The 25,302-nt window shown below is 68.3% G+C and carries 27 protein-coding genes; 10 read left to right on the forward strand and 17 right to left on the reverse strand.

The window, feature by feature from the left end; all coding sequences use genetic code 11:
* Positions 1-16: 16 nt before the first annotated feature.
* Together AAC997_RS10420 and AAC997_RS10425 are read right to left on the reverse strand one after the other, a co-directional pair.
* Positions 17-592: a DUF1285 domain-containing protein gene (locus tag AAC997_RS10420; protein WP_340645629.1), complete on the reverse strand. Its 576-nt coding sequence runs from the start codon at positions 590-592 to the stop codon at positions 17-19.
* 48 nt (positions 593-640) lie between these two features.
* Entirely contained in the window at positions 641-1,147 is a 507-nt protein-coding gene (locus tag AAC997_RS10425) for an N-acetyltransferase (RefSeq protein ID WP_340645630.1), read from the reverse strand.
* 222 nt (positions 1,148-1,369) lie between these two features.
* On the opposite strand from AAC997_RS10425, the gene AAC997_RS10430 reads away from it, so the two are divergent.
* Both AAC997_RS10430 and AAC997_RS10435 read left to right on the forward strand, forming a co-directional pair.
* Complete coding sequence (locus tag AAC997_RS10430; protein ID WP_340645631.1) at positions 1,370-2,632, forward strand: MFS transporter; 1,263 nt, start codon at positions 1,370-1,372, stop codon at positions 2,630-2,632.
* Between the two features lie 34 nt (positions 2,633-2,666).
* Entirely contained in the window at positions 2,667-3,602 is a 936-nt protein-coding gene (locus tag AAC997_RS10435; protein WP_340645632.1) for an SDR family NAD(P)-dependent oxidoreductase, read from the forward strand.
* A 54-nt stretch (positions 3,603-3,656) separates the two neighbouring features.
* Here the strand turns inward: AAC997_RS10435 and AAC997_RS10440 are convergent, their stop codons facing one another.
* Positions 3,657-4,253 carry a GNAT family protein gene (locus tag AAC997_RS10440; RefSeq protein WP_340645633.1) on the reverse strand — a complete coding sequence of 199 codons (597 nt, stop codon included), beginning with the start codon at positions 4,251-4,253 and terminating at the stop codon, positions 3,657-3,659.
* 71 nt (positions 4,254-4,324) lie between these two features.
* Here AAC997_RS10440 and AAC997_RS10445 point away from each other — a divergent pair, with 71 nt between their 5' ends.
* Positions 4,325-4,744, forward strand: coding sequence for a hypothetical protein (locus AAC997_RS10445; RefSeq protein WP_340645634.1), 420 nt, complete (start codon positions 4,325-4,327; stop codon positions 4,742-4,744).
* On the opposite strand, the gene AAC997_RS10450 is transcribed toward AAC997_RS10445, so the two are convergent.
* On the reverse strand, positions 4,741-5,220 hold the full coding sequence (locus tag AAC997_RS10450) for a GNAT family N-acetyltransferase (RefSeq protein WP_340645635.1): 480 nt from the start codon (positions 5,218-5,220) through the stop codon (positions 4,741-4,743). The two genes, AAC997_RS10445 and AAC997_RS10450, sit on opposite strands and share 4 nt — an antisense overlap.
* Before the next feature lie 33 nt (positions 5,221-5,253).
* Here AAC997_RS10450 and AAC997_RS10455 point away from each other — a divergent pair, with 33 nt between their 5' ends.
* Positions 5,254-5,604, forward strand: coding sequence for a TfoX/Sxy family protein (locus AAC997_RS10455; RefSeq protein WP_340645636.1), 351 nt, complete (start codon positions 5,254-5,256; stop codon positions 5,602-5,604).
* Here the strand turns inward: AAC997_RS10455 and AAC997_RS10460 are convergent.
* The 4 genes from AAC997_RS10460 to AAC997_RS10475 form a co-directional block, all read right to left on the reverse strand.
* Positions 5,594-6,451 (reverse strand): NAD(P)-dependent oxidoreductase, encoded by an 858-nt coding sequence (locus tag AAC997_RS10460; RefSeq protein WP_340645637.1) that lies wholly within the window; start codon positions 6,449-6,451, stop codon positions 5,594-5,596. The two genes, AAC997_RS10455 and AAC997_RS10460, sit on opposite strands and share 11 nt — an antisense overlap.
* Positions 6,448-7,413, reverse strand: coding sequence for an oxidoreductase (locus AAC997_RS10465; protein ID WP_340645638.1), 966 nt, complete (start codon positions 7,411-7,413; stop codon positions 6,448-6,450). The genes AAC997_RS10460 and AAC997_RS10465 overlap by 4 nt, the downstream gene beginning before the upstream one ends.
* Position 7,414: 1 nt before the next feature.
* Complete coding sequence (locus AAC997_RS10470) at positions 7,415-8,194, reverse strand: enoyl-CoA hydratase-related protein (RefSeq protein ID WP_340645639.1); 780 nt, start codon at positions 8,192-8,194, stop codon at positions 7,415-7,417.
* A gap of 88 nt (positions 8,195-8,282) precedes the next feature.
* On the reverse strand, positions 8,283-9,347 hold the full coding sequence (locus AAC997_RS10475) for an MBL fold metallo-hydrolase (protein ID WP_340645640.1): 1,065 nt from the start codon (positions 9,345-9,347) through the stop codon (positions 8,283-8,285).
* Positions 9,348-9,519: 172 nt separating this feature from the next.
* On the opposite strand from AAC997_RS10475, the gene AAC997_RS10480 reads away from it, so the two are divergent.
* Positions 9,520-10,845 (forward strand): hypothetical protein, encoded by a 1,326-nt coding sequence (locus AAC997_RS10480; RefSeq protein ID WP_340645641.1) that lies wholly within the window; start codon positions 9,520-9,522, stop codon positions 10,843-10,845.
* Between the two features lie 105 nt (positions 10,846-10,950).
* Here AAC997_RS10480 and AAC997_RS10485 read toward each other — a convergent pair whose 3' ends face one another.
* From AAC997_RS10485 to AAC997_RS10520, 8 genes are all read right to left on the reverse strand, one after another.
* The gene (locus AAC997_RS10485) at positions 10,951-12,492 is read right to left on the reverse strand and encodes an acetolactate synthase large subunit (protein WP_340645642.1); all 1,542 of its coding nucleotides are present in this window, start codon (positions 12,490-12,492) and stop codon (positions 10,951-10,953) included.
* A 1-nt stretch (position 12,493) separates the two neighbouring features.
* Positions 12,494-14,269 carry a feruloyl-CoA synthase gene (locus tag AAC997_RS10490; RefSeq protein WP_340645643.1) on the reverse strand — a complete coding sequence of 592 codons (1,776 nt, stop codon included), beginning with the start codon at positions 14,267-14,269 and terminating at the stop codon, positions 12,494-12,496.
* A 47-nt stretch (positions 14,270-14,316) separates the two neighbouring features.
* Positions 14,317-15,531, reverse strand: a complete 1,215-nt coding sequence (locus tag AAC997_RS10495; protein WP_340645644.1) for a DUF6596 domain-containing protein — start codon at positions 15,529-15,531, stop codon at positions 14,317-14,319.
* 2 nt (positions 15,532-15,533) lie between these two features.
* Positions 15,534-15,884: a YciI family protein gene (locus AAC997_RS10500; RefSeq protein ID WP_340645645.1), complete on the reverse strand. Its 351-nt coding sequence runs from the start codon at positions 15,882-15,884 to the stop codon at positions 15,534-15,536.
* A 90-nt stretch (positions 15,885-15,974) separates the two neighbouring features.
* A complete protein-coding gene (locus tag AAC997_RS10505; protein WP_340645646.1) occupies positions 15,975-17,069 on the reverse strand; it encodes a M48 family metallopeptidase in 1,095 nt (364 codons plus the stop codon).
* 6 nt (positions 17,070-17,075) lie between these two features.
* Positions 17,076-18,167 (reverse strand): DUF898 family protein, encoded by a 1,092-nt coding sequence (locus AAC997_RS10510; RefSeq protein WP_340645647.1) that lies wholly within the window; start codon positions 18,165-18,167, stop codon positions 17,076-17,078.
* A 78-nt stretch (positions 18,168-18,245) separates the two neighbouring features.
* Positions 18,246-19,580: a dihydroorotase gene (locus AAC997_RS10515; RefSeq protein WP_340645648.1), complete on the reverse strand. Its 1,335-nt coding sequence runs from the start codon at positions 19,578-19,580 to the stop codon at positions 18,246-18,248.
* A complete protein-coding gene (locus AAC997_RS10520) occupies positions 19,577-20,551 on the reverse strand; it encodes a glycosyltransferase family 9 protein (RefSeq protein WP_340645649.1) in 975 nt (324 codons plus the stop codon). The genes AAC997_RS10515 and AAC997_RS10520 overlap by 4 nt, the downstream gene beginning before the upstream one ends.
* 60 nt (positions 20,552-20,611) lie before the next feature.
* Here AAC997_RS10520 and AAC997_RS10525 point away from each other — a divergent pair, with 60 nt between their 5' ends.
* Positions 20,612-21,418, forward strand: coding sequence for a folate-binding protein YgfZ (locus AAC997_RS10525; RefSeq protein ID WP_340645650.1), 807 nt, complete (start codon positions 20,612-20,614; stop codon positions 21,416-21,418).
* Here AAC997_RS10525 and AAC997_RS10530 read toward each other — a convergent pair.
* Entirely contained in the window at positions 21,415-22,326 is a 912-nt protein-coding gene (locus AAC997_RS10530; protein ID WP_340645651.1) for an alpha/beta hydrolase, read from the reverse strand. The genes AAC997_RS10525 and AAC997_RS10530 overlap by 4 nt on opposite strands.
* Between AAC997_RS10530 and AAC997_RS10535 the strand changes: the two genes are divergently transcribed.
* From AAC997_RS10535 to AAC997_RS10550, 4 genes are all read left to right on the forward strand, one after another.
* Positions 22,325-22,915 (forward strand): DNA-3-methyladenine glycosylase I, encoded by a 591-nt coding sequence (locus AAC997_RS10535; RefSeq protein ID WP_340645652.1) that lies wholly within the window; start codon positions 22,325-22,327, stop codon positions 22,913-22,915. The two genes, AAC997_RS10530 and AAC997_RS10535, sit on opposite strands and share 2 nt — an antisense overlap.
* Complete coding sequence (locus AAC997_RS10540) at positions 22,915-23,550, forward strand: ribonuclease HII (protein WP_340645653.1); 636 nt, start codon at positions 22,915-22,917, stop codon at positions 23,548-23,550. Before AAC997_RS10535 ends, AAC997_RS10540 begins: the two co-directional genes overlap by 1 nt.
* A complete protein-coding gene (locus AAC997_RS10545) occupies positions 23,547-24,641 on the forward strand; it encodes a DUF2332 family protein (RefSeq protein WP_340645654.1) in 1,095 nt (364 codons plus the stop codon). The genes AAC997_RS10540 and AAC997_RS10545 overlap by 4 nt, the downstream gene beginning before the upstream one ends.
* A gap of 86 nt (positions 24,642-24,727) precedes the next feature.
* Positions 24,728-25,302 (forward strand): site-specific DNA-methyltransferase (locus AAC997_RS10550; protein ID WP_340645655.1); only part of this gene is annotated, 575 nt, incomplete at its 3' end.

The following is a 25,302-nucleotide window of genomic DNA, read 5'->3' on the forward strand; positions in this document are numbered from 1 at the left end:
GACGCCTGCGCCGGGTTCACAGTCGGTGAGCTCCGGCCGGTCCGACCGGGAACCAGGCGCCGTTGGAGGCGACCCCTAATCGCGGGCCCTCCGACGTCTCACGCTCCTGGGCGAGTTCGACGAGTTCATAGAAGACCGGACGGGCGATCAGGGCCTCAAGGCCACGACGAACGTGCAGGTAGGGGCGCGGCTCGCCCGTCGCCGCGTCCATCGCCACCCGGATTTCGTTCTCAGGGCCGGCCTCGACCTCGTCGCCGACATTGGTGAGGAATTTCAAGGCGTCTCCCACCTGGTCCACACGCACCGCGATGAAGGGGGCGTCCTCCACTGTGATCTTCATCTTCTCCACCGGGGTCACCAGGTGGAAGCCGTCGGGATCCTTGCGCAGGACCGTGGAGAACAGGCGCACCAGGGCCTCGCGGCCGATGGGCGTGCCTTCGTGGAACCAGAGGCCGTCCTTCTTGATGACGATGTCGATGTCGCCGCAGTGCGTGGGGTTCCAGAGGTGCACAGGCGGCAGGCCGCGGCCCGGCGCCTGTTTGGCGGCGGCGATCACGCCATCGAGGCCGGTCTTGCTGGACGTGTCGGTCATGGGATCAAGGTAGGACGCGCGGAAGCGCGCCTCAAGCGCGACCCTAGGTCAGGGCGCGACGACCAGGCCCGAAAGATCGTCGGCGCCGCCCTCCCGCAGCCCCCGAACCAGCACCCGGCGCTGATCCACCGGCCCCGGAAGCCGCACGCGCTTCGCAAGGGCGGCGGAAAATCCGAAGCGGCCGAAGTAGGGCTCGTCCCCCACCAGCAGCACCGAGGCGAAGCCGGCCTCCTGGGCGGCGTCGCAGGCGGCGAGCACCAGCGCCCCGCCGGTTCCGAACTTGCGTACGTCGGCCTCGACCGCCAGCGGACCCAGGAAGATGGCCGCATCGGTTCCGATGCGGATGCGGGTCATGCGAACGCTGCCCACCAGGCGCTGCCCGTCCCAGGCGCAGAAGGAAAGGTCGGGACGGAACTCGGCGACCTCGCGGACGCGCTCAGACACCTTGGTGAAGCGTCCAGGCCCGAAGGCGTGGTCCAGCAGGGCTTCGACGGCGGGGCCATCGAGCGGCTGCTCGCGTTCAAAGGTCGGCGCCTTGGCGGCGGGAACGGTCATGGGCGTTGGATCTTGTGCGGGGTGCGACGGTCTCGCCGCCACGCACACAGGTGCGCCGGCAGCGGGCGGTTCTAGGCGGCGCGGCTGGCGCGCCCGGTTCGTCGCTGTTGTCGCATAACGTGGCCCGGCTTCTCGTTCACGAGGGCCGCGATTAGGGCCATGTGGGCTTGGCGTCAATCGCGCGTTGCGAGCGTGACCTTGGCGCCGCAATGTCCGCCGCCCATGACTGAGACTTCCGCCGACGGCCCCGCTGAACCCACCACCCTTCGCGAGCTGATGAAGCGGCGCGACTACGTGCTATTCTGGATCGGTCGTGTCGGGGCGACGCTGGGTGTGCAGATTCAGAGTGTCGCGCTGGGCTGGCAGATGTACGCCGTCGCCCGCGAGACCATGGATGTGAAGCAGTCGGCCTTCTATGTCGGCATGATCGGCCTGGCCGCCTTCATCCCCGTCCTGCTGCTGTCGCCGATCGCCGGCGAGACCGCTGACCGCCATGACCGGCGCAAGGTGCTGTTGCTCTGCTACACGGGCGAGATCGCCACGGCGGTGACCCTGGCCTTCGCCTCGATCTACGACTTCGCCACCATCCCACTGCTGCTGGTGCTCTCGGCCCTGTTCGGCGCTAGCCGCGCCTTCATGGGCCCTTCGGCCACCGCGCTGGGGCCCATGCTGGTGCCGCGCAGCTTGCTGCCCCGGGCCATCGCGCTGAACTCGCTGGCCTGGCAGGGCGGCTCCATCGTAGGCCCGGCCATCGGCGGCCTGCTGCTGGCCCACTCCACCGGCCTCTCCTATTCGGTGACGACGGTGCTCTACGCCCTGTCGTTCCTGTGTGTGTTCATGATCCGGGGCGTGACCAAGCCCATCGTCCAGGCGGGATCCCGCTGGGCCCTGATCAAGGAGGGGATGGTCTATACCTGGACGAACAAGATCGTCTTCGGGGCCATCTCCTTGGACATGTTCGCCGTCCTGCTTGGGGGCGCTACGGCGCTCCTTCCGGTCTTTGCACGCGATGTGCTGCACGTCGGACCCGAGGGCTTCGGCCTGCTGCGGGCGGGACCGGCCATCGGCGCCACCCTGGTGGCGGTGATCCTGGCCGCCCGGCCGATCCGCCAGCACGCGGGGCTGACCATGTTCGCCGGCGTGGCGGTGTTCGGGGCCGCGACCATCGTCTTCGGCCTCTCGAAATCCCTGCCGCTGTCGGTCCTGGCCCTGGCGGTCCTGGGCGGCGCGGACATGCTGAGCGTCTATGTGCGCCAGACCTTGGTGCAGATCGTGACCCCCGATCACATGCGCGGGCGCGTGGCCGCAGTGTCCTCCCTGTTCATCGGCGCATCCAACGAACTGGGGGAATTCGAGAGCGGTGTCGTGGCCCGATTCTTCGGGCCCGTCGGCGCGGCGATTTTCGGCGGCGTCGGTGCGTTGATCGTGACCGGCGTCTGGGCGAAACTGTTTCCAGCCTTGCGCAAGGCCGACAGGCTCGAATAACAGTCTGCGAATTATATTTCAGGGAGATTGGTTCATGGGTGCTCTTTCAGGCAAAGTTGTTCTTGTTACGGGCGGCGGCAACGGTATCGGCCGCGATTGCGCTCTGATCGCCGCGCAGGAAGGCGCGAAGGTCGTCGTCAACGATTTGGGCGGTGGCCTGAAGGGCGAAGACGAAGGCTCGGCTGGTCCGGCTGAAACCGTCGCCGCGGAAATCCGCGCCGCCGGCGGTGAAGCGGTTTCCAATTCCGACAGCGTCACCGACCTCGACGCCGTCTACGGCATGGTCGAGCAGGCCAAGAAGGAATTCGGCGGTCTGCACGCCGTCATCAATCCGGCCGGGATCCTGCGGGACGTGATGTTCCACAAGATGACCGAGGCCGAATGGGACTCCGTCATCGCCGTCCACATGCGCGGCTCCTTCAACGTGGCCCGCGCCACCATCGAGCTGTTCCGCGAGCAGAACGACGGCGCCTACATGTTCTTCACCTCGACCTCCGGCCTGCTGGGCAACATCGGCCAGGCCAATTACGGCGCGGCCAAGATGGGCATCGCCGGCCTGTCGCGCATCATCGCCATGGAAGGCGCCCGTAACAACGTGCGCTCCAACTGCGTGGCCCCGGTCGCCTGGACCCGCATGACCCAGTCGGTTCCGGTAAAGGATGAAGCCGCCGCCGCGCGTCGCGCCGTGATGGCCGAGATGATCCGCGCCGACCAACCGGCTCGCTTCTCGGTGGCCATGATCACCCCGGCCGCCGCCAGCGTCTCGGGCCAGATCTTCGGTTCGTCGGGCGAAACCATCACGCTCTATTCGCAGCCGCGGCCGATCGAGACCGTGACCAAGGAATCGGGTTGGACGGTCGACAGCATCATCAAGGAAGCCATTCCCGCGATGGCCCCCAAGTTCTTCCCGACCTCGCGCCCGCCGCTGGCGAGCCAAGGCGCGGCCCCGGCCGCGGCGCCCGCTTCGTAAGAGGCGGCGTTTCGAGAAACGATCAGGACCCCGGTCACAAGGCCGGGGTCTTTTTCATGGGCGCTGCAGGGCCCGCCATTGGTCGCGGGTCAGCTCCCAATAGTGGGAGCGGCGTATCGAGCCATCGGGGCGGACGCTCTCTCGCTCACCCATTCGGATAAATCCCGCCCCGTCGATGGCCGCGGTCGAGCGGACATTGTCCAGGGCGGCGGTCAGACCGATCAGCCGAACCCCCAGCACCTCGAAGATCGCACCGACCGAGGCGGCGACCCCCTGGCGCCCGCGCCCGGTGTTCTGACGATCCGCCCGCGCCGCACCCGCCAACTCGGCCGAGGACCGGTCAGGCCAGACGGTGATCCGGGAGTAGCCGCCGACACCGCCCGCATCATCGGGCGTGACCAGCAAAATGCACTCGCCGCGCTGCCGCAGCGCCTCGCTGTCGGCCACCCAGCGGGCGACGTTCTCGGGCGTGAAGGGGCGCGGCAGGTCGTAGATCGGGTCGGAGACGCGCGGATCAGAGAGCAGGTCCAACAGGCCCGCGACGTGCTGGGGCCCGGCCACCCGCTCGACGGCGAAAGTCCGCACCGCCTGGCGAATAGCAGTTTCCTCCTCGGCCGAGGCGGTCAGAATCGTCTTCGGCGGCGCGCTCATCGGCTCCTCCCAGAACCGGCTCTTGCTGGCCCGGAACTTGCGTAACCTTAACCGCAAGACCGGAGCTTCGCATGTCCATTTCCGCTATCGGCGCCTCGGTTCTCGGCGCGCTCCTGCCCAGCGCGGCCGACGCCATCAGCAAGTCCGCGAGCGCGGTGGATGCCGCCGCCGTCAAGGCCGCGGAGTCGAAAACGAAGACCAAGGCGACCCTCGACGCCATACGCGACAAGGGAATCTACCAGTGGGCGCAGGAGGTGAAGGCCGAGAAGCTGAAGGAGAAGCTGCGCGCCGAGATCCTGGAATCCCGCGGCACAAGCGAGGGCGACTTGGCCAAGCTCGACCCCAAGCAGCGGGCCTCGGCAGAGTCGTCCATCGCGGAAGAACTTGCCCGGCGGATCAAGGAGGCGATGCTTCAGATGCTGCAGGACCACGCCAAGGCCGACGCCGACGGCAAGCCGGGCGGCCCGGCGATCATCGACATCAAGGTCTAGCCCCGCGCGAGGTTCGCGAGCGCCTCGTCGGTCAGCCGGCGCACGGTCCATTCCGTCTGCGCCCCAGCGCCCAGCCCGTCATAGAAGGCGATGGCCGGAGCGTTCCAGTTGAGCACCGCCCATTCCAGCCGCGCCAACCCTTCCGCCTCGCACCGCTGGGCGAGCGCGCGCAGCAGGGCCTTGCCGGCCCCGATCCCGCGGGCCTCCGGAACCACGAACAGGTCCTCCAGATAGATCCCGTGGCGGCCCCGGAAGGTGGAGTAGTTGTAGAACCAGATGGCGAAGCCCACCGGGGCGCCGTCGCTCTCGGCGATGTCGCAGAACAGGCGCGGGGTCTCGCCGAACAGGTGGCCGGCGAGATCGGCCTGCGTGGCCTCCACTTCGTGCAGCAGCTTCTCGTGGTCGGCCAGCGCGCGGATGAAGTCGAGGATCAGGGCCGCGTCTGCGGGAACGGCGGGACGGACGGTGACGGTCACGGCTAGGGTGTCCTCTGGCTTGGCGAGGAGCGCATGGCGGTCTCACCGGAATTTGTCGACTACATCCTGGAGCAGCTCCAGCCGCTCGGCGGGATCACCCACCGCCGCATGTTCGGCGGGGTCGGCCTGTCGCGCCACGCGCTGTTCTTCGCCCTGATCGCCGAAGACACTCTCTACCTCAAGGTGGACGACGCCAACCGCGCCGCGTTCGAGGCGGCCGGGTGCGAACCCTTCAAGCCCTTCGGCGGCGACAAGGCGATGAGCTACTGGTCGGCGCCCCTGGACGCCCTGGAGGACCCCGACCTGCTGGCGGCCTGGGCGGGCAAGGGCCTGGAGGCCGCCGCCCGGGCCAAGGTCAAGCCGAAGCGCAAGCCTAGCCGATGACCACGCCGGGCGGCGGGACGGAGTCGGCCGGCACGAAGAAGTCGGGCATCAGCCGGGTGGTGGGATCGACTCGGTACTTGTCGAAGTCGCGCTCGCCCTCCGCGTAGAGGAAGCTGTCGTCGATCAGGAAGTTGCCGGTGAATTCGCGGGCCGGCTTCTGGAAGATCGCGTGGGCGGCGTCCGCCATGATGTCGACCGTGCGGCACTGCTTCATGCCCTCGTCGCCAGCCAGGGCGAACTGGATGGCCGCCGTGGCGATCCCAGTGCGGGGCCAGAGCGCGTTGAAGGCGATGCCATCGGCCTTGAACTCAGACGCCATGCCCAGGACGCACATGCTCATGCCGAACTTGGCCATGGTGTAGGCGACGTGGCCCTCGAACCAGCGGGGGCTCATGTCCAGCGGCGGCGACAGGGCCAGGACGTGGGGGTTGGCGGCGTTCTTCAGGTGCGGGATGCAGGCCTTGGAGGTCAGGTAGGTGCCCCGCGCATTGACCTGGTTCATCAGGTCGTAGCGCTTCATGTCGGTCTGCAGGGTGCCGGTGAGCTGGATGGCTGAGGCGTTATTGACGCAGATGTCGATCCCGCCAAAGGCAGCCACGGTCTTCTCCACCGCCTCGTAGACGCTGGCCTCGTCCCGCACGTCGACGATCAGCGGCAGCGCCTTGCCGCCAGCCGCCTCGATCTCCTTGGCGGCGGAATAGATGGTGCCCGGCAGGTGCTTGTGCGGCTCGGCGGTCTTGGCGGCGATGGCGATATTGGCGCCGTCGCGGGCGGCGCGCAGGGCGATGGCCAGGCCGATGCCGCGGCTGGCGCCGGTGACGAAGAGGGTCTTGCCTTGCAGGCTCATAGCTTCACTCCGGTGGTGTCCTCGGAAAGGGCCCAGAGGCGCTCGGCGCTCTCGGGATCCAGGGCGTGGGGCATGACGCCCTGATAGGGATCGGCCGGGTCGAAGGGGACGGCCTCGGCCAGGTTCTCGAGATACAGACCGCCGACGCCCTCCAGTTCCGGACCGATGGCGGCCCAGACGCTGGTGGACGCGCCCTGGGCCGGGGTCTTGAAGCCCTCGCGGACCACGCCCTCGGCGTTCATCCAGCCGAGCGCGATCATCTCCTCGCGGGCCATGTGGCGCTGCAGCGGGGTCATGATGCCGCCCGGCATGACCGAGTTGGCGGTGATCCCAAGGTCGGCGAAGCGCTTGTGGTAGCCCACGGCGAAGAGCGCGTTGGCGGTCTTGGACTGGCCGTAGGACTCCCACTTGTCATAGGCACGGGTGCGGTAGTGGACGTCGTCCCAGTTGATGCCGCCGCGCCGGTGGCCGCTGGAGCTGAGCGAGACCAGTCGCGCGGAACGCCCCTCCTCCGACCCGTTCATCAGGGCCCGCGCCAGGCCGACCCCCAGCAGGAAGTGGCCGAAATGGTTGGTGCCGACCTGCATCTCCAGATCATTGGCGGTGTAGCTCTGGGGGCAGGCCATGACCCCGGCATTGTTGATCAGCACGTTGAGGGGCGCGTCGCCCCAGGTGCGGACGAAGCCGGCCACCGAGGCCAGGTCGGAGAGGTCCAGGGCGCCGACCTTGGCTCGCTCGGCGCCGATATCAGCGTTGATCCCCGCTGCGGCCTTCTCGCCGGCCTCCCGGTTGCGGACGGCGATGGTCACCTCGGCGCCGGCGGCGGCCAGGGCCTTGGCGGTCTCGATGCCGATGCCGGTGGCCGCGCCGGTGATCACCACCGTCCGGCCGGTCAGGTCGTGGTCTTCAGCGATCTCGGCGGCGTCGGTGAAGGGCGAGAGCCCCGAGGTGATGCGGGCCATCTCAACTCACCTTCGCGAAGTCGGGGGCTCGCTTTTCGGCGAAGGCGGCGAAGGCCTCCTTGGCTTCCGGCGACTTGAGCTGGGCGGCGAAGTGGCGACCCTCCTCGTCCATGCGGTTGGCGATGGCCTCGCCGTCGCGCATCAGCGACTTGGTGATCACCACGGCGGCCGGCGGGCGAGCGGCAACGGCGTCTGCGGCGGCCTTGGCCCGGGCGCGAAGCTGGTCGGTGGGGACCGCCGCATTGGCGATGCCCCAGTCGACGGCTTTCTTGGCGTCCACGGCCTCGCCCAGCACGAACATCGAGAAGGCCCGCGCATGGCCAATCCTGCTGGGCAGGGTCAGACTGGAGGCAGCCTCCGGCACGAGGGCCAGGTTGACGAAGGGGGTGGTCAGCAAGGCGTCCTCGGAGATGAAGACCAGGTCGCAGTGCAGCAGCATGGTGACGCCCACGCCCACGGCTCGGCCGTTGACCGCGGCCACCAGCGGCGTCTTGGCCCGCGCCAGGGCGGCCAGCAGCGGGTTGCCGCCGCGCCGGGCGTCGTTGGCGCTGGCGTCGCCGGAATTGACGGCCGCGAAGTCGGTGAGGTCGTTGCCGGCGGTGAACATGTCGCCATTGGCCTGGATCAGGACGCAGCGGACCTCCTTGTCGAACTCGGCCTGGTCGATGGCGTCCCCCAGGGCCTGGTACATCTCCCGGGTCAGAGCGTTCTTCTTCTCCGGCCGGTTCAGGGTCAGTGTCAGGACCCCGGCCGCCTTCTCGCTCAGGACATGTTCGCTCATCGTCGCACTCCCTCAATTTCTTACGTCGTATATTAGGCCGTCCCGCCGGATGCGATAGCGCCGGGCGGTGATTTCTTTGCGTGGGGGCTCAGGCCGCCCGATACCAGTCCACACCCTGGGCGTCGGTCTCGCGCACCGCCTGCCCCCGGGTGATCAGACAGTTGAGGTGCGCCAGGCTCTCCCCCGTCGCCATGCCCAGAACCCACTCGTCGATCCTGCGCCGGAACAGCACGGAAAACACATCCACCGACCTCTTTGGCTCGGAGATCAGCGCCCTCAACCGGGTCAGGCCACGCTCATGCCCGCCGATCAGATGGTCGATTCGGGCATGCAGACCGTGGAAGGGATCGTTGTGAGCTGGCAGCACCAGCACGTCGTCTGGGACCTTCGACTTGATCCGGGCCAAGGAGACCAGCCAGTCGGTCAGGGGATCGCCCCCCGGCTCGGTGGGAAAGACCGAGACGTTGGAGGAAATCTTCGGCAGCACCTGGTCGCCGCTGATCAGCAGCTTCAGGTCCGGACAATGGAGGCAGGCGTGCTCCGGCGAATGGCCTGAGCCCACCACAATCCGCCATAGGTGGTCGCCGATCTGAATTTCGTCACCGTCCGACAGCCGCTGGAAACTGGCCGGCAGGGCGTGCAGCCCCTTGCCGAAGCCGCCGAAGCGCGCCCGATAACTCTCGATCTGTTCCTCGTTCCAGCCGGCGCCGCGATAGAACCGCAGCGCGTCCTCCGGCGCCTCGCGTCCGGTGTCGGCCGCCAGGTTGTGGCACATCAGGAATTCCAACCGGGTGATCCATAGGCGGCAGTCGAACTTCCGCGTCAACCAGCCGGCCATGCCGATATGGTCGGGGTGCATGTGGGTGACGAACACCCGGGTCACCGGCAGACCGCCCAGGGACTGAGCGAAGGCCTCGCGCCAGGCCTGCATGGTCTCGGGTCCACCCATGCCGGTATCGACGATGGCCCATCCGGCGCCCTCGCGGATCGCCCAGACATTGATGAAGGCCAGTGACCCGCCCAGCGGCATCCGCAGCCATTTCACCCCTGGCGCCACATCCAGAGCCTCGCCGGTCCGAGGGCCCTTTTCGAAGGGATAGACCAGCTTTGGACGCGGGTGCTCGGTGATGGTCTCTTCGAATCCGTCCCGCATCGCCCAAACTCCAACCGGTGTTCGGCCATTGTCGCGCCACAGGCGGTGTCTATCAAACCGCAATACGGTCATGCGCGGCTCAGTTCAGACGCCGTTCACGCCAAACTTGATTTGAGGGACGCAGGGGCGCTTAAGTCCGCCCAGAGGAACTACCCCAGGAGAGATCACGACCATGAGGTCATTCGGAATCGGGCTCGCTGCGGCCCTGTTTGTCGCGGTGATGGCGCCTGCCGCCGTCGTTATGGCGGCCAAGAAGCCCGTCGAGGAGGTCACCGCCGCCGCGCGCACTCAAGGGATGGCCGAGGCTCCGGCCGTCGCCACCGCTGCGGGCATCGCCTGCCAGATCACCGACGCACGCTTCGTCGGGAAGATGAGCGACAAGAAGGCGAAAACGGAAACCAACTACTACGAGATCGACTGCGACAAGGGCCTCGGCTTCATCCTGTCGTCGGTGACCGGCGCCACGCCGACCGCCTTCACCTGCGTGGAAGCCAACAGCCCGCAGCCGGACGGCAAGCCCTCGACCCTGCCCTGCAAGCTTCCGGGCAACGCCGATCCCAAGTCTGACCTGGCCGGCTACATCGCCAAGGCCGGCATCGCCTGCACCCCTGATCAGGTGCGTGGCATCGGCCAGAGCGCCACGACCACATTCCTGGAAGTCTCCTGCGCCGCCGGTGACGGCTACGTGCTGAAGACCAGCGCTCCGGCCGACGAGGCCAAGAAGGTCGAGGCCGACAACTGCCTGCTGTATGACGACAGCACCAGCAACATCAAATGCACCCTGCACGACAAGGCCCATCGCATGGCCATCGTCGACACGCTGGTGACGGCCTCCAAGAACGGCTGCGCCATCAAGGACCGCCGCTATGCCGGCGTGTCCCAGGCGGGCGCGATGTTCTACGAGACTTCCTGCACCGACGGTAAGGGCTATCTCTACAAGGTGGAAAAGGGCCAGCTGGCCCAGACCTACCCCTGCGAGAAGGCCTCGATGGTGATGGGCGGCTGCGAGCTGACCGACGCCAAGGAAGCCGAGACCGCCCAGGCCGGCCTCTACACCCGGCTGGCCAAGTCGGCCGCCTTCGACTGCGAAGTCTCCAAGTACGCCCCCTTCCCCTCGCCCGCCGGCCTGGACGTGGTGGAAATGGCCTGCTCGAACCGTCCCGACGGCGCTGTCGGCATCTTCGGCGGCCCCGGCGTGAAGCCGCAGATCCATGACTGCGCCCGCGCGCCCGTGGCCGGCTACCGCTGCTCCTTCACCAAACCCGACCTGGCGTTCCCGCTGGTGACGGCGGACCTGAAGAAGATGGGTAAGAACGATTGCGCCGTCTCGGCCACGCGCTTCATCGGCAAGACCGCCAAGGGAACCGGCTATCTCGAAGTCGCCTGCGCTGACGGCCTGAAGGGCTACATCGTGGAATACACCCCGAGCCCGATGACCGTGATCGGCGTCATCGGCTGCGCCTTCTCGAAGGACTGCAAGCTGCCCGGCAATACCTGATCGCCTGATCAGGAAGACAAGATCGAGGCCCGCGGGTTCACCCCGCGGGCCTTTTTCGTTGCGCTGCCCGAAGTCCTCGCCCTCATTGGGAAGTGCGGGAAAACGCTAGATCGCCGCTTCGATGAACTTCGGACCGGGCTCGGACATGGCCCGGGCGAAGGCGGTCTCGAACTGTTCGGCGGTCTCGCAGCGGACGGCCGGAACCCCCATGCCCTTGGCCATGGAGACCCAGTCGATCTTAGGGTCCCCCAGGTCCAGCAGCTTGGAGGCCGAGGGACCCGGATTGCCCGAGCCTGTCCGGCCCATCTCGATATTGAGGATGCGATAGGAGTGGTTGGCGAAGACCACGACGGTGACGTCGAGGTTCTCCCGCGCCATCGTCCACAGGCTTTGGACCGTATACATGGCCGAGCCGTCCCCGTTCAGCGACACGACCTTGCGCCCCGGCGAGGCCACCGCCGCGCCGATGGCCAGCGGCATGCCGATGCCGATGGCGCCGCCGGTGAGCGCCAGGACGTCGTGCGGCCGGGCCGTCATGCAAGGCCCCGCCACACCACCGCCGGAGGTCACCGAGTCGTCGCAGATGATCGCGCCCTCGGGCAGGTGGCGGGCGATGGACACCCCGGCGCTCTGCGGCGTCATGCCCCCGGTCGGCGCATTCTCTGGTCGTTTCAGTGGCTGGCTGGGACCGGTGGCCGGCGCGCCAAGCGCGTCGGCGAGCGCCGCCAGGGCCGCGACGGAGTCCGTCTCGCGGTCGGCCAGGGTAAGTGTCGCGCAGCCTTCCGGCACCAGGACGCTGGGACGGTCCGGATAGGCGAAGAACGCCACCGGCATGGTCGTCCCCGCATAGACCATCAGGTCCACGCCCTCGAGGTCGGCCAGGGCCGCTTCCCCGAAATACTGCATGCGGGCCGGCGCGAAGATTCCCGCGCCGCGCGGCTGGCGCGCGATGAAGGTGTCGGCCATCACCCGGACGCCGACGGCCTGCAGACGGGCGGCCTGGGCCAGGGCCTGCGCGCGCACGGCGCGGCCCCCGATCAACACCACAGGCTTGGCGGCGGCCTTGATGGCCTTGGCCACCGTCTCGACATTGGCGGCGTCGGGCTTGGCCGGCGCAGGGCGCGAGGCGATCGCCTTGGAGACCTTGGTCTCCAGCCAGGCGGAATCGGCGGGCAGAATCAGGCTGACCGGGCCACCCGGAGGGCCGTAGCTGGCGGTGATGGCTTCGGCGGCGGTGGCGGCCACGGTGTCGGGGGTGTCGGCCGACTTCACCCAGACCGAGTTGGCCGCGACGATGGAGGGAATGTCGGAGTTCAGCGGCGCGTCATACTGGCGGTGATAGGTGGCGTGGTCGCCGATCACGTTGATGATCGGGGTATAGGCGCGCCGGGCGTTGTGCAGGTTGGCCAGGCCATTGCCGTAGCCCGGCCCCAGGTGCAGCAGGGTGCAGGCCGGGGTGTCGCTCATGCGGCCGTAGCCGTCGGCGGCCCCGGTGGCCACGCCCTCGAACAGGCAGAGCACCGGCCGCATCTTCGGCTGTCGATCCAGGGCGGCCACAAACTGCATCTCGCTGGTGCCGGGATTGGCGAAGCAGGCGGTGACGCCGTTGTCCACGAGCGTTTCGATCAGGGCGTCGGCGCCATTCATGTCAGAACACCATCACATCTGGAGAAGGGGGATCGGCGAACAGCTTCGCCACCGTCTGCGCCCGGCGCGACCGCGCCAGGGCCTGGGCGATATAGCCCTTGTCGGTGATCTCGCCCGCGCCGGCGTCAGGGGGACCGTCCAGCACCAGGGCGCGACCTATGCGCCCTCCTGAACCTTTGGCCCGGGCGTTGAAGGCCTCGAGGCCCAGGCGAACGGCCACGGCCACCGCCTCCGGCGCCAGGTCGGGATTGGGATAGAACATCAGGCCCACCCCTTCCTGGTTCTCGCCGCAGACCACCGCGTCGGTGACCGCGTCGCCTATCGCCGAGACGGCGGCCACCCGCAGGTCGCCAACCGTCACGAAGGTGCCGCTGGCCAGCTTGAAGTTTTCGGAGAGGCGGCCATCGAAGACCATGCCCTGGCTCGGGTCGGCAGGGTCCACGAAGCGGGCGGCGTCGCCCAGTAGGTAGAAGCCCTCCGCGTCGCGGCTCTGGGCCGTGAGGTCGGGGCGACCTAGGTAGCCGGCGGTGATCTGCGGACCCTTGACCCGAAACTCCAGCTTATCGCCGGAGGGCGCCAGCTTCACCGTCGTGCCGGGGACCGGCAGGCCGATCAGACCCATGCGGCCATTGTGCCAATGGACCGTCGCCGCTGTCGGCCCGGTCTCCGTCGCGCCATAGCCGCTGGCGAAGGAGATGCGCTCCCCCACCGTGCGGACCGCCACAGCTTGGATCCGGTCGTTGATCTCCTGGCCGAGGGCCGCGCCGCCATACTGCAGCAGGCGCACCCGCGAGAAGAAGGTTCGCGCCAGATCGGCGTCGCGCTCCAACTCGCCTGCGAACAGCATCCAGCCGGCGGGCACCATATTCTGATAGGTGGGCGCGATGTCCTTGAGGTTGCGCACCGTCTCGGCGAAGCGCCCGGCCACCGGCTGGCCGGCGTCGATATAGACCGCCCCGCCCCGGTGGGTTGACATGTGCAGGATGGAGTTGGCCCCCAGGCTGTGGCTCCAGGGCGCTGAATTGACCATCACCGGCGGCTCGTCATCCTCGAAGCAGGCGCGGATCTGGGCGGAGTTCCAGGCCATGCCGCGATGGGTGCAGATCACCGCCTTGGGCAGGCCGGTGGAGCCGGAGGTCAGCAGATACTTGGCGTGGTCGTCGGGCCGAGCGGTCGGCGCGGCGGGCCGGGACGTCAGCAACCGTGCCAACGGCACGTCGCCAACACGCGCGTTCTGCCCCGCGATCACCGGCAGGCCGGCCAGGAACGGGGCCTCCAGGGCCGCGATGAACAGGTCGGCGTCTTCGGTGTAGACGGCTGCGGGCTGGAGCACCTCCACCGCGTGGGCCAGCCGCGAGAGGTTGGCGCCCGGCAGGCCGTACTGCGGGGAGACCGGCGCCACGGGCATGCCCTGGCTCATGGCCGCGTACTTGACCAGAGCGTGGTCGACGCCGTTCCGGGCCAGGATCAGCAGGGGCCGGTCGCTGACCACGCCCAGCTCTCGCAGCCCCCCTGCGATGGCGCTGACCGCTCCCAGAGCCTCGGCATAGGAGATGGTTCGCCAACCCTCGCCCGACCGTTCCGCCAGCCAGATCGCCGAAGGGGTCTTGGCGGCCCAGTGTTCCAGCGCCTCGGTGGTGGTGGTGAAGGCCGTGGAATAGGCCGTTGGGTTGGTGACGATGATCTCGCCATTGTCCCGGTGCTCGATCTCGACCCGGCGCGGGGCGAAGCGAGCGTCGCGGAAGGGGGCGGTGGCGATGTTCAGCTCGGCGTCCATGCCCCTAGGCTTATCGCCCCGCGGGCAAGGATGGAAAGCGCGAACCTTCAGCCCAGGCCCGCGAGCCGTCGTTCCAGGTAGAGCCTCTCGGCGGGCGGGGGTTTGAGGGCCAGCGCCGCCCGATAGGCGCCGGCGGCGTCATCGCTCAGACCCGCCCGGTCGCAAAGGCCAGCGCGCGCGGCCTGAAAGGGCAGCCAGTTGGTCAGCCGCGCCACGCCGGGAACCGCCTCCAGCTCCGAGAGCCCGGCCGTCGCGCCGCTCGCCTCGCCGATCGCCACCGCGCGGTTCACCGCCGTGACGGCGTCCGGTCGGAACAGGGTCAGGGCGTCATACAGGCCGACGATGGCGGCCCAGGGCGTGACACCGGTATCTCGGCGTGAAAGGTGCAGGCCGTGGATCGCAGCCATCAACTGGCGAGGTCCCGTCGAACCGAGAGCCGCCGCGGCGTCCAGCAACCGCGCGCCCTGCGCGATCAGGTCACCCCGCCAGAGCCCCATGTCCTGCTCGGGCGGCGGGACCATGGCGCCGGCTCCGTCCAGCCGCGCGGGTCGTCGCGCCTCGGCGAAGCGGACCAGGGCGGCCAGACCCAGCACCTCGCCCTCCCGAGGTATGAGTTCCACCAGCAGTCCCGACAACCGCAGCACCTCCTGGGCGAAAGGCGCGGCCTCGGCGGCGAGGGCGGCGTCCTCATAGGCCTGGGTGTAGGCGATCTCCAGGGTGGCCAGCACCGCCTCCAACCGCTCGGGCCAAGCCTCCCTGCCGGGAACCTCGAAGGGTACGCCGGCGTCCCGGATCTTGCGCTTGGCCCGAGTGATCCGCTGCAGCATGGCGGGCTCCGACATCAGGAAGGCGCGGGCCAGACGGTCGGTGGACAGGCCACAGACCAGCTTCAGGGTCAGGGCGGCCCGAGTGTCGGCGGCGATGGCCGGGTGGCAGCAGACGAAGATCAGCCGCAGCCGCTCGTCGGGAAATGGATCATCGGTGGCGATCAACTCGTCCTCCGGCGTCGGCGGGGACGCGGGATCATCAGGTGTCAGGCGTTGGCGCACAGCCGCCCTTCTTTTGGCGTCCAGAGCGCGTCGCCAGGCCGCCCGCCACAGCCAGGCGGCTGGATCGCGGGGGGGCAGATCGCGCCAGGCCGGAACTGCTGCTGCGCAGGCCTCGGCGAAGGCCTCTTCGGCCAGGTCCAGGTCGCGCAGGCGGGCGGCCAGGGCGGCCACCACCTTGGGTCTCGCCGCCGAGATCGCCCGCCCGATGTCCATGCTCAGTGGTTGATGATCGGGCGAACCTCGCACGATCCGCCCGGGCGGATCGGGACCTGCCTGGCCCACCTGATGGCCTCATCCAGGTCGGCCGCCTCGATCAGATAGAAGCCCCCCAGGTGCTCCCGGGTCTCGGCGAAGGGACCGTCGTGTAGGGTCTGGCCTGCGGCCGAGGTCCGCACCGTGGTGGCGGTGGCCACCGGCTGCAGACCCGCGCCGGCCTGCATGACGCCGGCGTCCCGCATGGCCTGGGCCAGAGCCATGTGCTTGGCCCCGACCTCCATCAGACTGGCCTGGCCCTCGGGTCCCTGATCGAGGTGCTCGGGTTCGTAAACCAGAAGCGTGTACTGCATCGAAGTCTCCTTTCAGCGTGGGTCTGGACAAGAGACGCGCCGGTTGGAGCCGATTCGACAGTTCCCCCGGGGAATTTCCGCAATCGATGATCAGCCGCCCAGAGGATTCTTCAGGATCTGCTGGAGCGTGCGCTTCGGCTTCTGACAGGCGGACTTGATCGCCGCCCATTCCGCAGGGGTGAAGGCGGGGGCTCCGGGATGGGCGCGCGCGGCGCTCTCCTGGGCTCGACGCTGGCTGTCGGGGTGGCTGGACATCAACTCCTTCACCGCCACAGCGCCGGGGCCCTCCCCCTTGCTTGCGATGCGCTGGAAGAAGGGCGCCATGCCCTGGGACGACAGGCCGTTGGCCTCCAGGAGCTGCTGGCCGCGGACATCGGCCTCCCGCTCGGCCGAGCGGCTGAAGCGCAGGTCGGCCACCGAACCGGCCAGCAGCACAGCCTGCTGCCCCGCCCCGCTGCCGCCGCCGACGACAGCGTCCAGCACCAGGCCGAGACCGAGAGAGCGCCACACCGCCTGCATCACATGGCGGCGCTCCACATGGGCGGCCTCGTGGGAGATGACGGCGGCGAGTTCGTCGGGGGTCCTGGCCAAGGCGATCAGGTCGTCGGTGACCATCACCGCCCCACCCGGCAGGGCGAAGGCGTTGACCATGGGCGCCTGGACGGCGCGAACCCGGATGTCGAAGGGGGTGTCGGCGGCGGTCTCCAGTCGCTCGCCGAAGGCGGCCAGGGCGGCCTGTCCCGCGCCGGCCTCGCAGGGGCGGAAGGCGATGGAGAGTTGGGCCTCGAAATTGCGGCCCATGCGCGTCTCGATCTCCGGCGGCGTCGCGCGCGCTAGAGGCCCCGAGGCCGCCGGCACCCCGATAAACACCACTGCGGCGATGGCGAGCCCCGCAACAGCCAGGCCCACAACGAGCCGGGTCTCCCGCGAGCGATGGCGCCGCTCGGCCTTAATGCCCGCTCCGCCACCCGAGGCGCGCCAATCCGACGCCTCCAAGGTCAGACGTCCGTCCCCCACCTTCGGGTGGGACAGCCGCAGCCGGTCGCCGAGGTCCTCGACCTGGAGGTCGGCCAGCGACCAGACGTGTGTGTCGCCGTCGGCCTCGAAGCTGAGACGGTGGACCTCCACCATCACCTCGACCGCCAGCGACCGGGCGGTCAGTCCGTCATGAAACCTGGCCTGCACGGCGGCCTAGACCGTGGCCATGCCGAAGGCGTCGGCCAGGCCTTCGCCGGTTCGCGGACCCTGTTCGGCCTGGCGGGCGGCGGCGAGATCGACAAGGCCCTCGCTGCGCAGGCGGCGGATCAGGAACCTGGCGGTGCGCGCCTCCATCACCGGGGTCAGGAAGCCCAGGGTGAAGATCACCAGCAGCAGGTTGGTGAGCATCAGTCCCGCCAGCTCAATCCAGCCGACCTTGAAGCTGAAGCGCGCCTCTTCCAGAGATGTCCCGGCCGCCAGGGTGCGGAGGACCGCCGCCTGGTAGGGCGCCGACAGGATGGTCATGATCAGGACCCAAACGAACAACGCGCCATAGATGAAGCCGATGAGGGCCAGGCTCGGCTCGGAGGGTGTCTCCGGCATCAAGGTCGCCATCCGGCCCACCATAAGGGCGACAAAAACGCCGTAGAGAACGACGCCGCTGACCCAGAACAGCGTGAAGGGGGCGTACAGCCCCACCCTCCGCGCCCGGTCGATATCGAATTTGAACTCCCGGTCGCCGAACCGCAGGCCATCCCACAACGGGGCCGCCAACCGGCGCTCCGCGGCCGGCGCGAACCACCCCAAGGTGATCGCGATCAACAGCATGTTGCCGATGTAGCTCCAGGCGTAGCGCCAGGGAGACCCCTTCAGCGCGAACCGGACGCCGCGCCAGCTGGTCCGGCTGGCCAGGTAGCGGAAGGCCGTGAACCGCCCGAACCCCATCAGGTAGAACAGCAACAGATAGACCGGCAGGATGATCAGGAAGGCCAGTTTCGGCGCCAGGAACTGGGCGGTGAACACCACGATCAGCAGCGGCAGGACCACCAGCAGCAGGGCCAACAGGAAGCCGAGGAACAGTTCCCTGCCGCGCCCCGTGTATTCGAAGGCGTCACCGTTCAGCGAGACGCCGTTCCAGATTCGCCGCCGCACCTCGGTCTTCGCCCAGAAGCGATAGAGGGTCAGGGTGACGATGTTCAGCAGGCCGTTCTTGAAGCTCAGGCCGACGAACTTTCCCGGCTTCAGGTTCTGGCCGAACACCAGGCTCTCGCCGCGCGCGGGCGCGGCGTCATCGGACATGGACATGGAAACCCCCCAACAATCGTCGTGGTCAGGCTTGCACGCTAGGGATGACCACGCAATCGCACTCGCGCGGGGAGGACGTCAGCCGCCCAGGGTCTCGGAGAAGCGGACCGGCTCGCCCAGGTGGGAGGCGATCACCTCGTCGTCGCGCATCACCACCCGGCCGCGGATGATGGTGGCCATCGGCCAGCCAGTGGCCTCGAACCCGTCGAAGGGGGTCCAGCCGACACGGCTGGCCATGTCCTCGTGCTTGATGATCCGCTTGGCCTTCAGGTCGACGATGGTGAAGTCGGCGTCGTTGCCGACGGCCAGGCGGCCCTTGTCGGCCATGCCGAACAGCCGGTTGGCGCCATGGCTGGTGAGGTCGACGAAACGCTCCAGGGACAGGCGCCCATTGGCCACGTGGGTGAGCATCACCGGCACCAGGGTCTGAACCCCCGGCATGCCCGAGGGCGAGGCCGGATAGGGTCGGGCCTTCTCTTCCTTGGTGTGCGGTGCGTGGTCGGAGCCCAACACGTCGGCGACCCCGGCCGCCAGACCGTTCCACAAGCCGTCCTGGTGATACTTGTTGCGGATCGGCGGGTTCATCTGGGCGTAGCCCTTCAGCCGCTCATAGGCCTCGGGCGCGGTCAGGGTCAGATGCTGGGGCGTGACCTCGACGCTGGCCACGTCCTTGTTGGCGGCCAGGAAGATCATCTCCTCGGCGGTGGTGACGTGCAGAACGTGGATGCGCTTGCCCAGCGCCTTGGCGATGCGCACCAGGCGGTGGGTGGATTCCAGGGCGGAGGCGGCGTCGCGGACCTCCTCGTGGCTGGTCCAGTCGCCGGTGCGGGCCAGCGGCCGGCGCTCGGCCAGGCGGTATTCGTCTTCGGAGTGGAAGGCCGCGCGGCGGTTCACGTGACGCAGAACCTGCTCGATGCCCTCGTCGTCCTGCACCAGCAGACTACCGGTGGACGCGCCCATGAACACCTTGATGCCGCAGCAGCCGGGCAGGCGCTCCAGTTCGCCGAGGAACACCGCATTCTCGTGGGTGCCGCCGACATAGAAGGCGTGGTCGCAGTGCATGCGCCCCTTGGCGCGCACCAGCTTGTCGGCCAGGGCGTCGGGATCGGTCGTGGTGGGCTCGGTGTTCGGCATCTCGAACACGGCGACGACCCCGCCCAGGACGGCGGCGCGGGACCCGCTCTCCAGGTCTTCCTTCCACTCCAGGCCGGGCTCGCGGAAGTGAACCTGGGTGTCGATGACGCCCGGCAGCACCGCCAGGCCCTTGGCGTCGAACACCTCGCCGGCCGACGCCTGGGAGAGGTCGCCGATGGCGACGATCTTGCCGGCGCGCACGCCGACGTCGGAGAGGCCTCGGCCGGCGTGGTTCACCACTTCGCCGCCCCGGATGATCAGGTCGTAGGTCTCGCTCATCTTGTCCCGGTTGTCTTGGCCAGCAGGTCGCGCGCCGTGGAGACCACGGTGTCGACGGGGAGATCCATCATGTGACAGAGCGCCTGCTGGAAGCCAGGGTCAACCGCCGCGATGGTCGCGAAATCTCGAGGTCCGCGCACCACCCGGGTGTCCGCGCCCCAGGGTCCGTAGAGGGTCTCGTCCGACGGCCCGAACAGGCCAATCGTCGGAACACCGGCCGCGGCGGCGATGTGCATCAGGCCCGAATCGTTGCCGATGAACAGCCGGGCATGCGTCAGGCAGGCGTGGGCGGTCAGCAGGTCCACCTTGCCGACCAGGTCGATGAAGCGGCTCTTGGGGACCACGTTGCGCAGGGACTGGGTCGCCTGAGCGTCCTCGGGCCCTCCCAGCACCATCAGCCGCGCGCCGGCCAGCGGACCGTCGTCCCCCAGCAGCTGGATGGCGGTCTGGGCGAAACGCTCCACCGGCCAGGTCTTGCCCACCCAGTTGGCTGAGGGCGCGAGCGCCAGGATCGGGCCTTCGCCGGCGGTCAGCTCCGCGGCCAGATCCTCGGTCTCGGGCGAGGTGTAGAGATGCGGCGACGGCGGATCGTCCTCGATCTGCAGGACGCGGGCGGCCTCCACCACCTTGTGCATCGGGGTCGGCGGTCGCTTGAACACCGCGCGGCGGTCGCGCTTGAGGAAGCCGGAAATGGCCGAGCCGCGCAGATCCACCACGAGGCCCCAGTGGCGCTTCCGCACCTGACGCCACAGCCGAAACCAGTGACGGCCGTCCTTGGCCTTCTCGAAGACGATGATCTCCTCGAGGTTCGGAACGTCCAGGAACAGGGGTGCGGCCACCGGCCCGGCGACGATGGTGAAGCGGGCGCTGGGAATTTCGGCCAGCAGTTTGCTGATGAGCCCGGAAGAGAGCACGGCGTCGCCAATCCGCGTGGCGGTGATGAACAGAATCGGGAAGGACCCGGGGGTCATCGCCCCTCTATAGGCGTCCCGGCGCTGGCGCTCCACCTATGCCATCCCTAACTTCGAACCATGACGACCGATCGCTCCTACACCATTCTCAACAGCCGCGCCCTGATCGCCCTCAGTGGCGAGGACTGGCGCGACTTCCTGCAGGGACTGATCACCCAGGATGTGGAAACGCTCCAGGTCGGCGAAGCGCGCTTCGCAGCTCTTCTGACACCGCAAGGACGGCTTTTGTTCGACCTGTTCGTGGTGGGACGCGAGGACGGCGCCTGGCTGGACGTGGAGGGCGAGCACCGCGCGGCCCTGACCCTGCGCCTGACCATGTACCGGCTGCGGGCCAAGGTGACGATCGCGGCGGACGAGACCCCCGTGGCGGCGCTGTTCGGTGGCGAAGGCGCGCCGGACGGCTGGATCGCCGACCCCCGTCTGGCGGCCCTGGGCTGGCGCGGCTATGGCGCGGCCACGCCTGCCGACGCCCTGCAGGTCGACGAAGCCGCCTACGACACCCATCGCCTGACGCTCGGCGTGCCGGGGCCCGCCGACTGGGGCAGCGAGAAGACCTACCCCATCGAGGCCAATTTCGACCTGCTGAACGGCATCGACTTCCACAAAGGCTGCTTCGTGGGTCAGGAGACCACCTCGCGCATGAAGCGCCGGGGACAGATCAAGAACCGCATGCTGCCCCTGACCTTCGACGGCGCGGCGCCGGCCTTCGACGCCGAGGTTCTGCTGGGCGACCGCCGGGCCGGTGAGGTGCTGTCGGGCCAGGACGGCCGAGCGATGGCCCTGGTGCGGCTCGACCGGATCGACGGCGACCTGACGGCAGATGGCAAGGCGGTGCGGGTGGAACGGCCGGCCTGGTTGCCGCTCTAAAGAAAGAACGCCCGCAACGCCTTCAGCGTCTCCACCGGGTTTTCTTCCGGAATGAAGTGGCCACTTTCGATGGCCTGGCCCGACACGTCGTCGGCCCAGTCACGCCAGATGGCGAGCACGTCGTACCAGGCGGCCAGAGCCCCCTTCGACCCCCACAACACCTGGACCGGAACCTTGATCTTCGCCTTGCCCCGGTCGGATTCGTCGACCGCCACGTCGTAGCCGGCGCCGGCGCGGTAGTCCTCGCAGATGGCGTGGACCACGGCCGGGTTCTGCAGGCAGCGGACATAGTCAGAATAGGCTTCGGGATCGAACATCCCGCCCGAGCCGCGGAACAGGAAGTATTCCGGATCGGTGCCGATCACCGTCTCCGGGAACGGATGGGCCTGGGCCAGGAAGGACCAGTGCCAGTAGGCCAGGGCGAAGGCCTTGTTGGCCCGCTTCCAGACATCGGCCGTCGGGATGATGTCGAGGATGGAGAGCTTCAGCAGGGCGTCGGGGTGATCCAGGGCCAGGCGGTATGCGACCCGACCGCCGCGGTCGTGGCCGGCCAGGTTGAAGCGGTCGAAGCCGAAGTGGCGCATCAGGGCCACGGCGTCTCGCGCCATCGCGCGCTTGGAATAGGTCTCGTGGTCGGGCGTCGTGGCCGGGGCCGTGCTCTCACCATAGCCGCGCAGGTCGGGCGCGATGACCGTGAAATCGCGGGCGAGGTCATCGGCCACGCGGCTCCACATCATGTGGGTCTCGGGGTAGCCGTGCAGCAAGAGAAGCGGCGGGCCCGAGCCGCCGTGGCGCACGCGCGCAGTGAGCTCACCGAGATCCACCCGCGACAGTTGGAAGCCTTCGAACGCCATCTGCTTCGGTCCCGCTTGATTGGCCGCCGCGGCGCCTGCGAAAAGATCGATCATGACTTCCGAACCGATTCGTTGCGGCTGGCGCGGCATGCAGGGCGATCCCCTGTACGAGGCCTATCACGACACGGAATGGGGGGTGCCGGAATACGATTCCCGCGCCCTGTGGGAGAAGCTGGTGCTGGACGGCTTCCAGGCCGGGCTCTCCTGGATCACCATCCTGAGGAAGCGCGACGCCTTCCGCGCCGCTTTCGCGGACTTCGATCCGGAGATTGTCGCCCGCTATGGCGATGAGGACCGCGCCCGGTTGATGGCCGACGCCGGCATCGTGCGCTCCAACGCCAAGATCGACGCCGCCATCAATGGCGCGCGCATCTATCTCGACATGAGAGACAAGGGAGAGGACTTCTCCCAGTTCCTGTGGAGTTTCACCAACGGTCGGGTGATCCACAACAGGTGGGACGCCATCAGCGACGTGCCGGCCAAGACCGAGGTGGCCGAGCAGATGTCCAAGGGGCTCAAGCAGAAGGGCTTCAAGTTCGTCGGCCCGGTGATCGTCTACGCCTTCATGCAGGCCACCGGCTTCGTGAACGACCACCTCACCTGCTGTCACCGCCACGGCCCCGTCGACCGGATGAGCGCCTGATGCCCGACATGCTGCTGGAGAGCGCCTGTCCAGGGCCGGTCTGCGGCGTGGATGAGGCCGGGCGCGGGCCGTGGGCCGGGCCGGTCTCGGCCGGCGCCGTGATCCTCGACCCCGACCGCCTGCCCAAGGGCCTGAACGACTCCAAGAAGCTCTCGGCCAAACAGCGCGAGGCCCTGGAGATCGAGATCAAGGATATGGCCATCGCCTGGGGCGTCGGCTTTGCGTCGGTCGAGGAAATCGCCGAGCTCAACATCCTGCATGCCGCCGGCCTGGCCATGTGCCGCGCCATCGGCGAGCTGGCGGTGGAGCCGGCCTTCGCGCTGGTGGACGGCAACTACGGCTTCAAGCTGCCCTGCCCTATCAAGACGGTGATCAAGGGCGACGGGATCAGCAGCTCCATCGCCGCCGCCTCGATCCTGGCCAAGGTGGCCCGCGACCGGTTGATGCTGGAGATGGACGGTCTCTATCCGGGCTACGGCTTCGCCGCCCACAAGGGCTATCACGCCCCCATCCATGTGGAGGCCCTGCGAACCCTGGGGCCCTGCGAGATTCACCGGATGGGCTGGGCGCCGGTGAAGCTGGCCCTGATGGGCGAGCTGGTGAACGGCGAGCTTGATCTGCTGAATCAAGATTGACCCTCCGCCCGCCCTGGCGGGACATCGCGGCCATGGACAATCCCGAACTTCCCCGATCCCTACGGGTCCAGGCCGAGGCCTGCCGCGCCCTGGGCTCGCCCTTCCATGGTGATCTGCTGGATCTTGCCGCCGAGGACCTGGAGGCAGGCGGCCCTGTCGCGGCCCTGGTGACACCGTGGGCCGACGCCAGTCTTCGCAAGCTGTTCGACGACGCCATGCCCCTGCGCCTGCTGGGCGGCCTGCATGATCTGGTGCTGAGCGGCGATGACCCAGCGCTGGTGGCCACCTACCCGAAGCCAGGCCGGGAGGCCGATGCGTCCACGGCCTGGATCGCGGCGCGGGCGGCGCTCATCCGTCACCACGACCGCATCGCCGCCTTCATGAGCCATGAGCCCCAGACCAACGAGGTTCGTCGTTCGGCCTGCTTGGTTCCAGGTTTCCTGACCATCGCCAGCGAGACCGGCCTGCCGATCCGCGCCTTCGAGGTGGCGGCCAGCGCAGGGTTGAACCTGCATTGGGACAAGTACCGCTACCAATTCGGCGACAGCGCCTGGGGCGATCCGGCCGCCCGGGTGGCGATGGACACCGAGTGGACCGGCCCGGTCCCGCCGGTTGACACTCTCGTCAAGGTGATCGAGCGCGCGGCTTGCGACCGCCGGCCCGGCGATCTCAGCGATCCCGTCCAGCGCCGCCGCTTGCTGGCGTACATCTGGCCCGACCAGTTCGAGCGGTTGGACCGGATCCGCGCGGCCATCGACCTGGCGCTGTCCGTAGGCGTTTCGGTAGAGGCGGCCGACGCTGTCGCCTGGAGCACCCGCGTCGCAGCACCCCAGCCTGGCGCCGTGACCGTCCTCTACCACTCTGTCTTCTGGCAATACATGCCGTCGGAAAGCCAGACGGCGCTCGCCAAGGTCATCGCCGATCACGGCGCCGCCGCCACCCCCGACGCCCCGTTCGCCTGGCTGCGCATGGAGCCGCCGCCGGAGCACATGAGCAATATGGAGCTCCGCCTCACCCTCTGGCCCGGCGGCGAGGATCGCCTCCTGGCGACGGCGCATCCCCATGGCGCATGGGTTAAGTGGTTGAATTGAGCGATTAACGCTCCGTTCACCACGTTTCCTCACGGACCCTTCACTACGATGATTCAGGATTCCGACTCCTTAGAAGCGAGGCGGACATGGGCGAACTCCCAACCAACACGGTCATCCTGGGCGACTGCATCGAGAGCTTGAAGAAGCTGCCGTCGAAGTCGGTCGATCTGGTGTTCGCCGACCCGCCGTACAATCTTCAGCTCGGCGGCGACCTGCTGCGTCCCGATAACTCCAAGGTCGACGCCGTCGACGACGAGTGGGACCGCTTCGACAGCTTCGAGACCTATGACCGCTTCACCACCGAGTGGATGAGCGAGTGCCAGCGCGTCCTGAAGGACGACGGCGCGATGTGGGTGATCGGCAGCTATCACAACATCTTCCGGGTCGGCGCCATCCTGCAGACCCTGGGATTCTGGATCCTCAACGACATCGTCTGGCGCAAGTCCAACCCGATGCCGAACTTCAAGGGCACCCGCTTCACCAACGCCCACGAGACCCTGATCTGGGCCGCCAAGGGCCGGGGTTCGCGCCGCTATACCTTCAACTACGACGCCATGAAGATGGCCAATGACGACCTGCAGATGCGGTCCGACTGGACCTTCCCGCTGTGCACCGGCGACGAGCGCCTGAAGGACGAGAACGGGGTCAAGGCCCACCCGAC

Source organism: Phenylobacterium sp., assembly GCF_037968635.1.
In the GTDB taxonomy this organism is placed as follows: Bacteria; Pseudomonadota; Alphaproteobacteria; order Caulobacterales; family Caulobacteraceae; genus Phenylobacterium.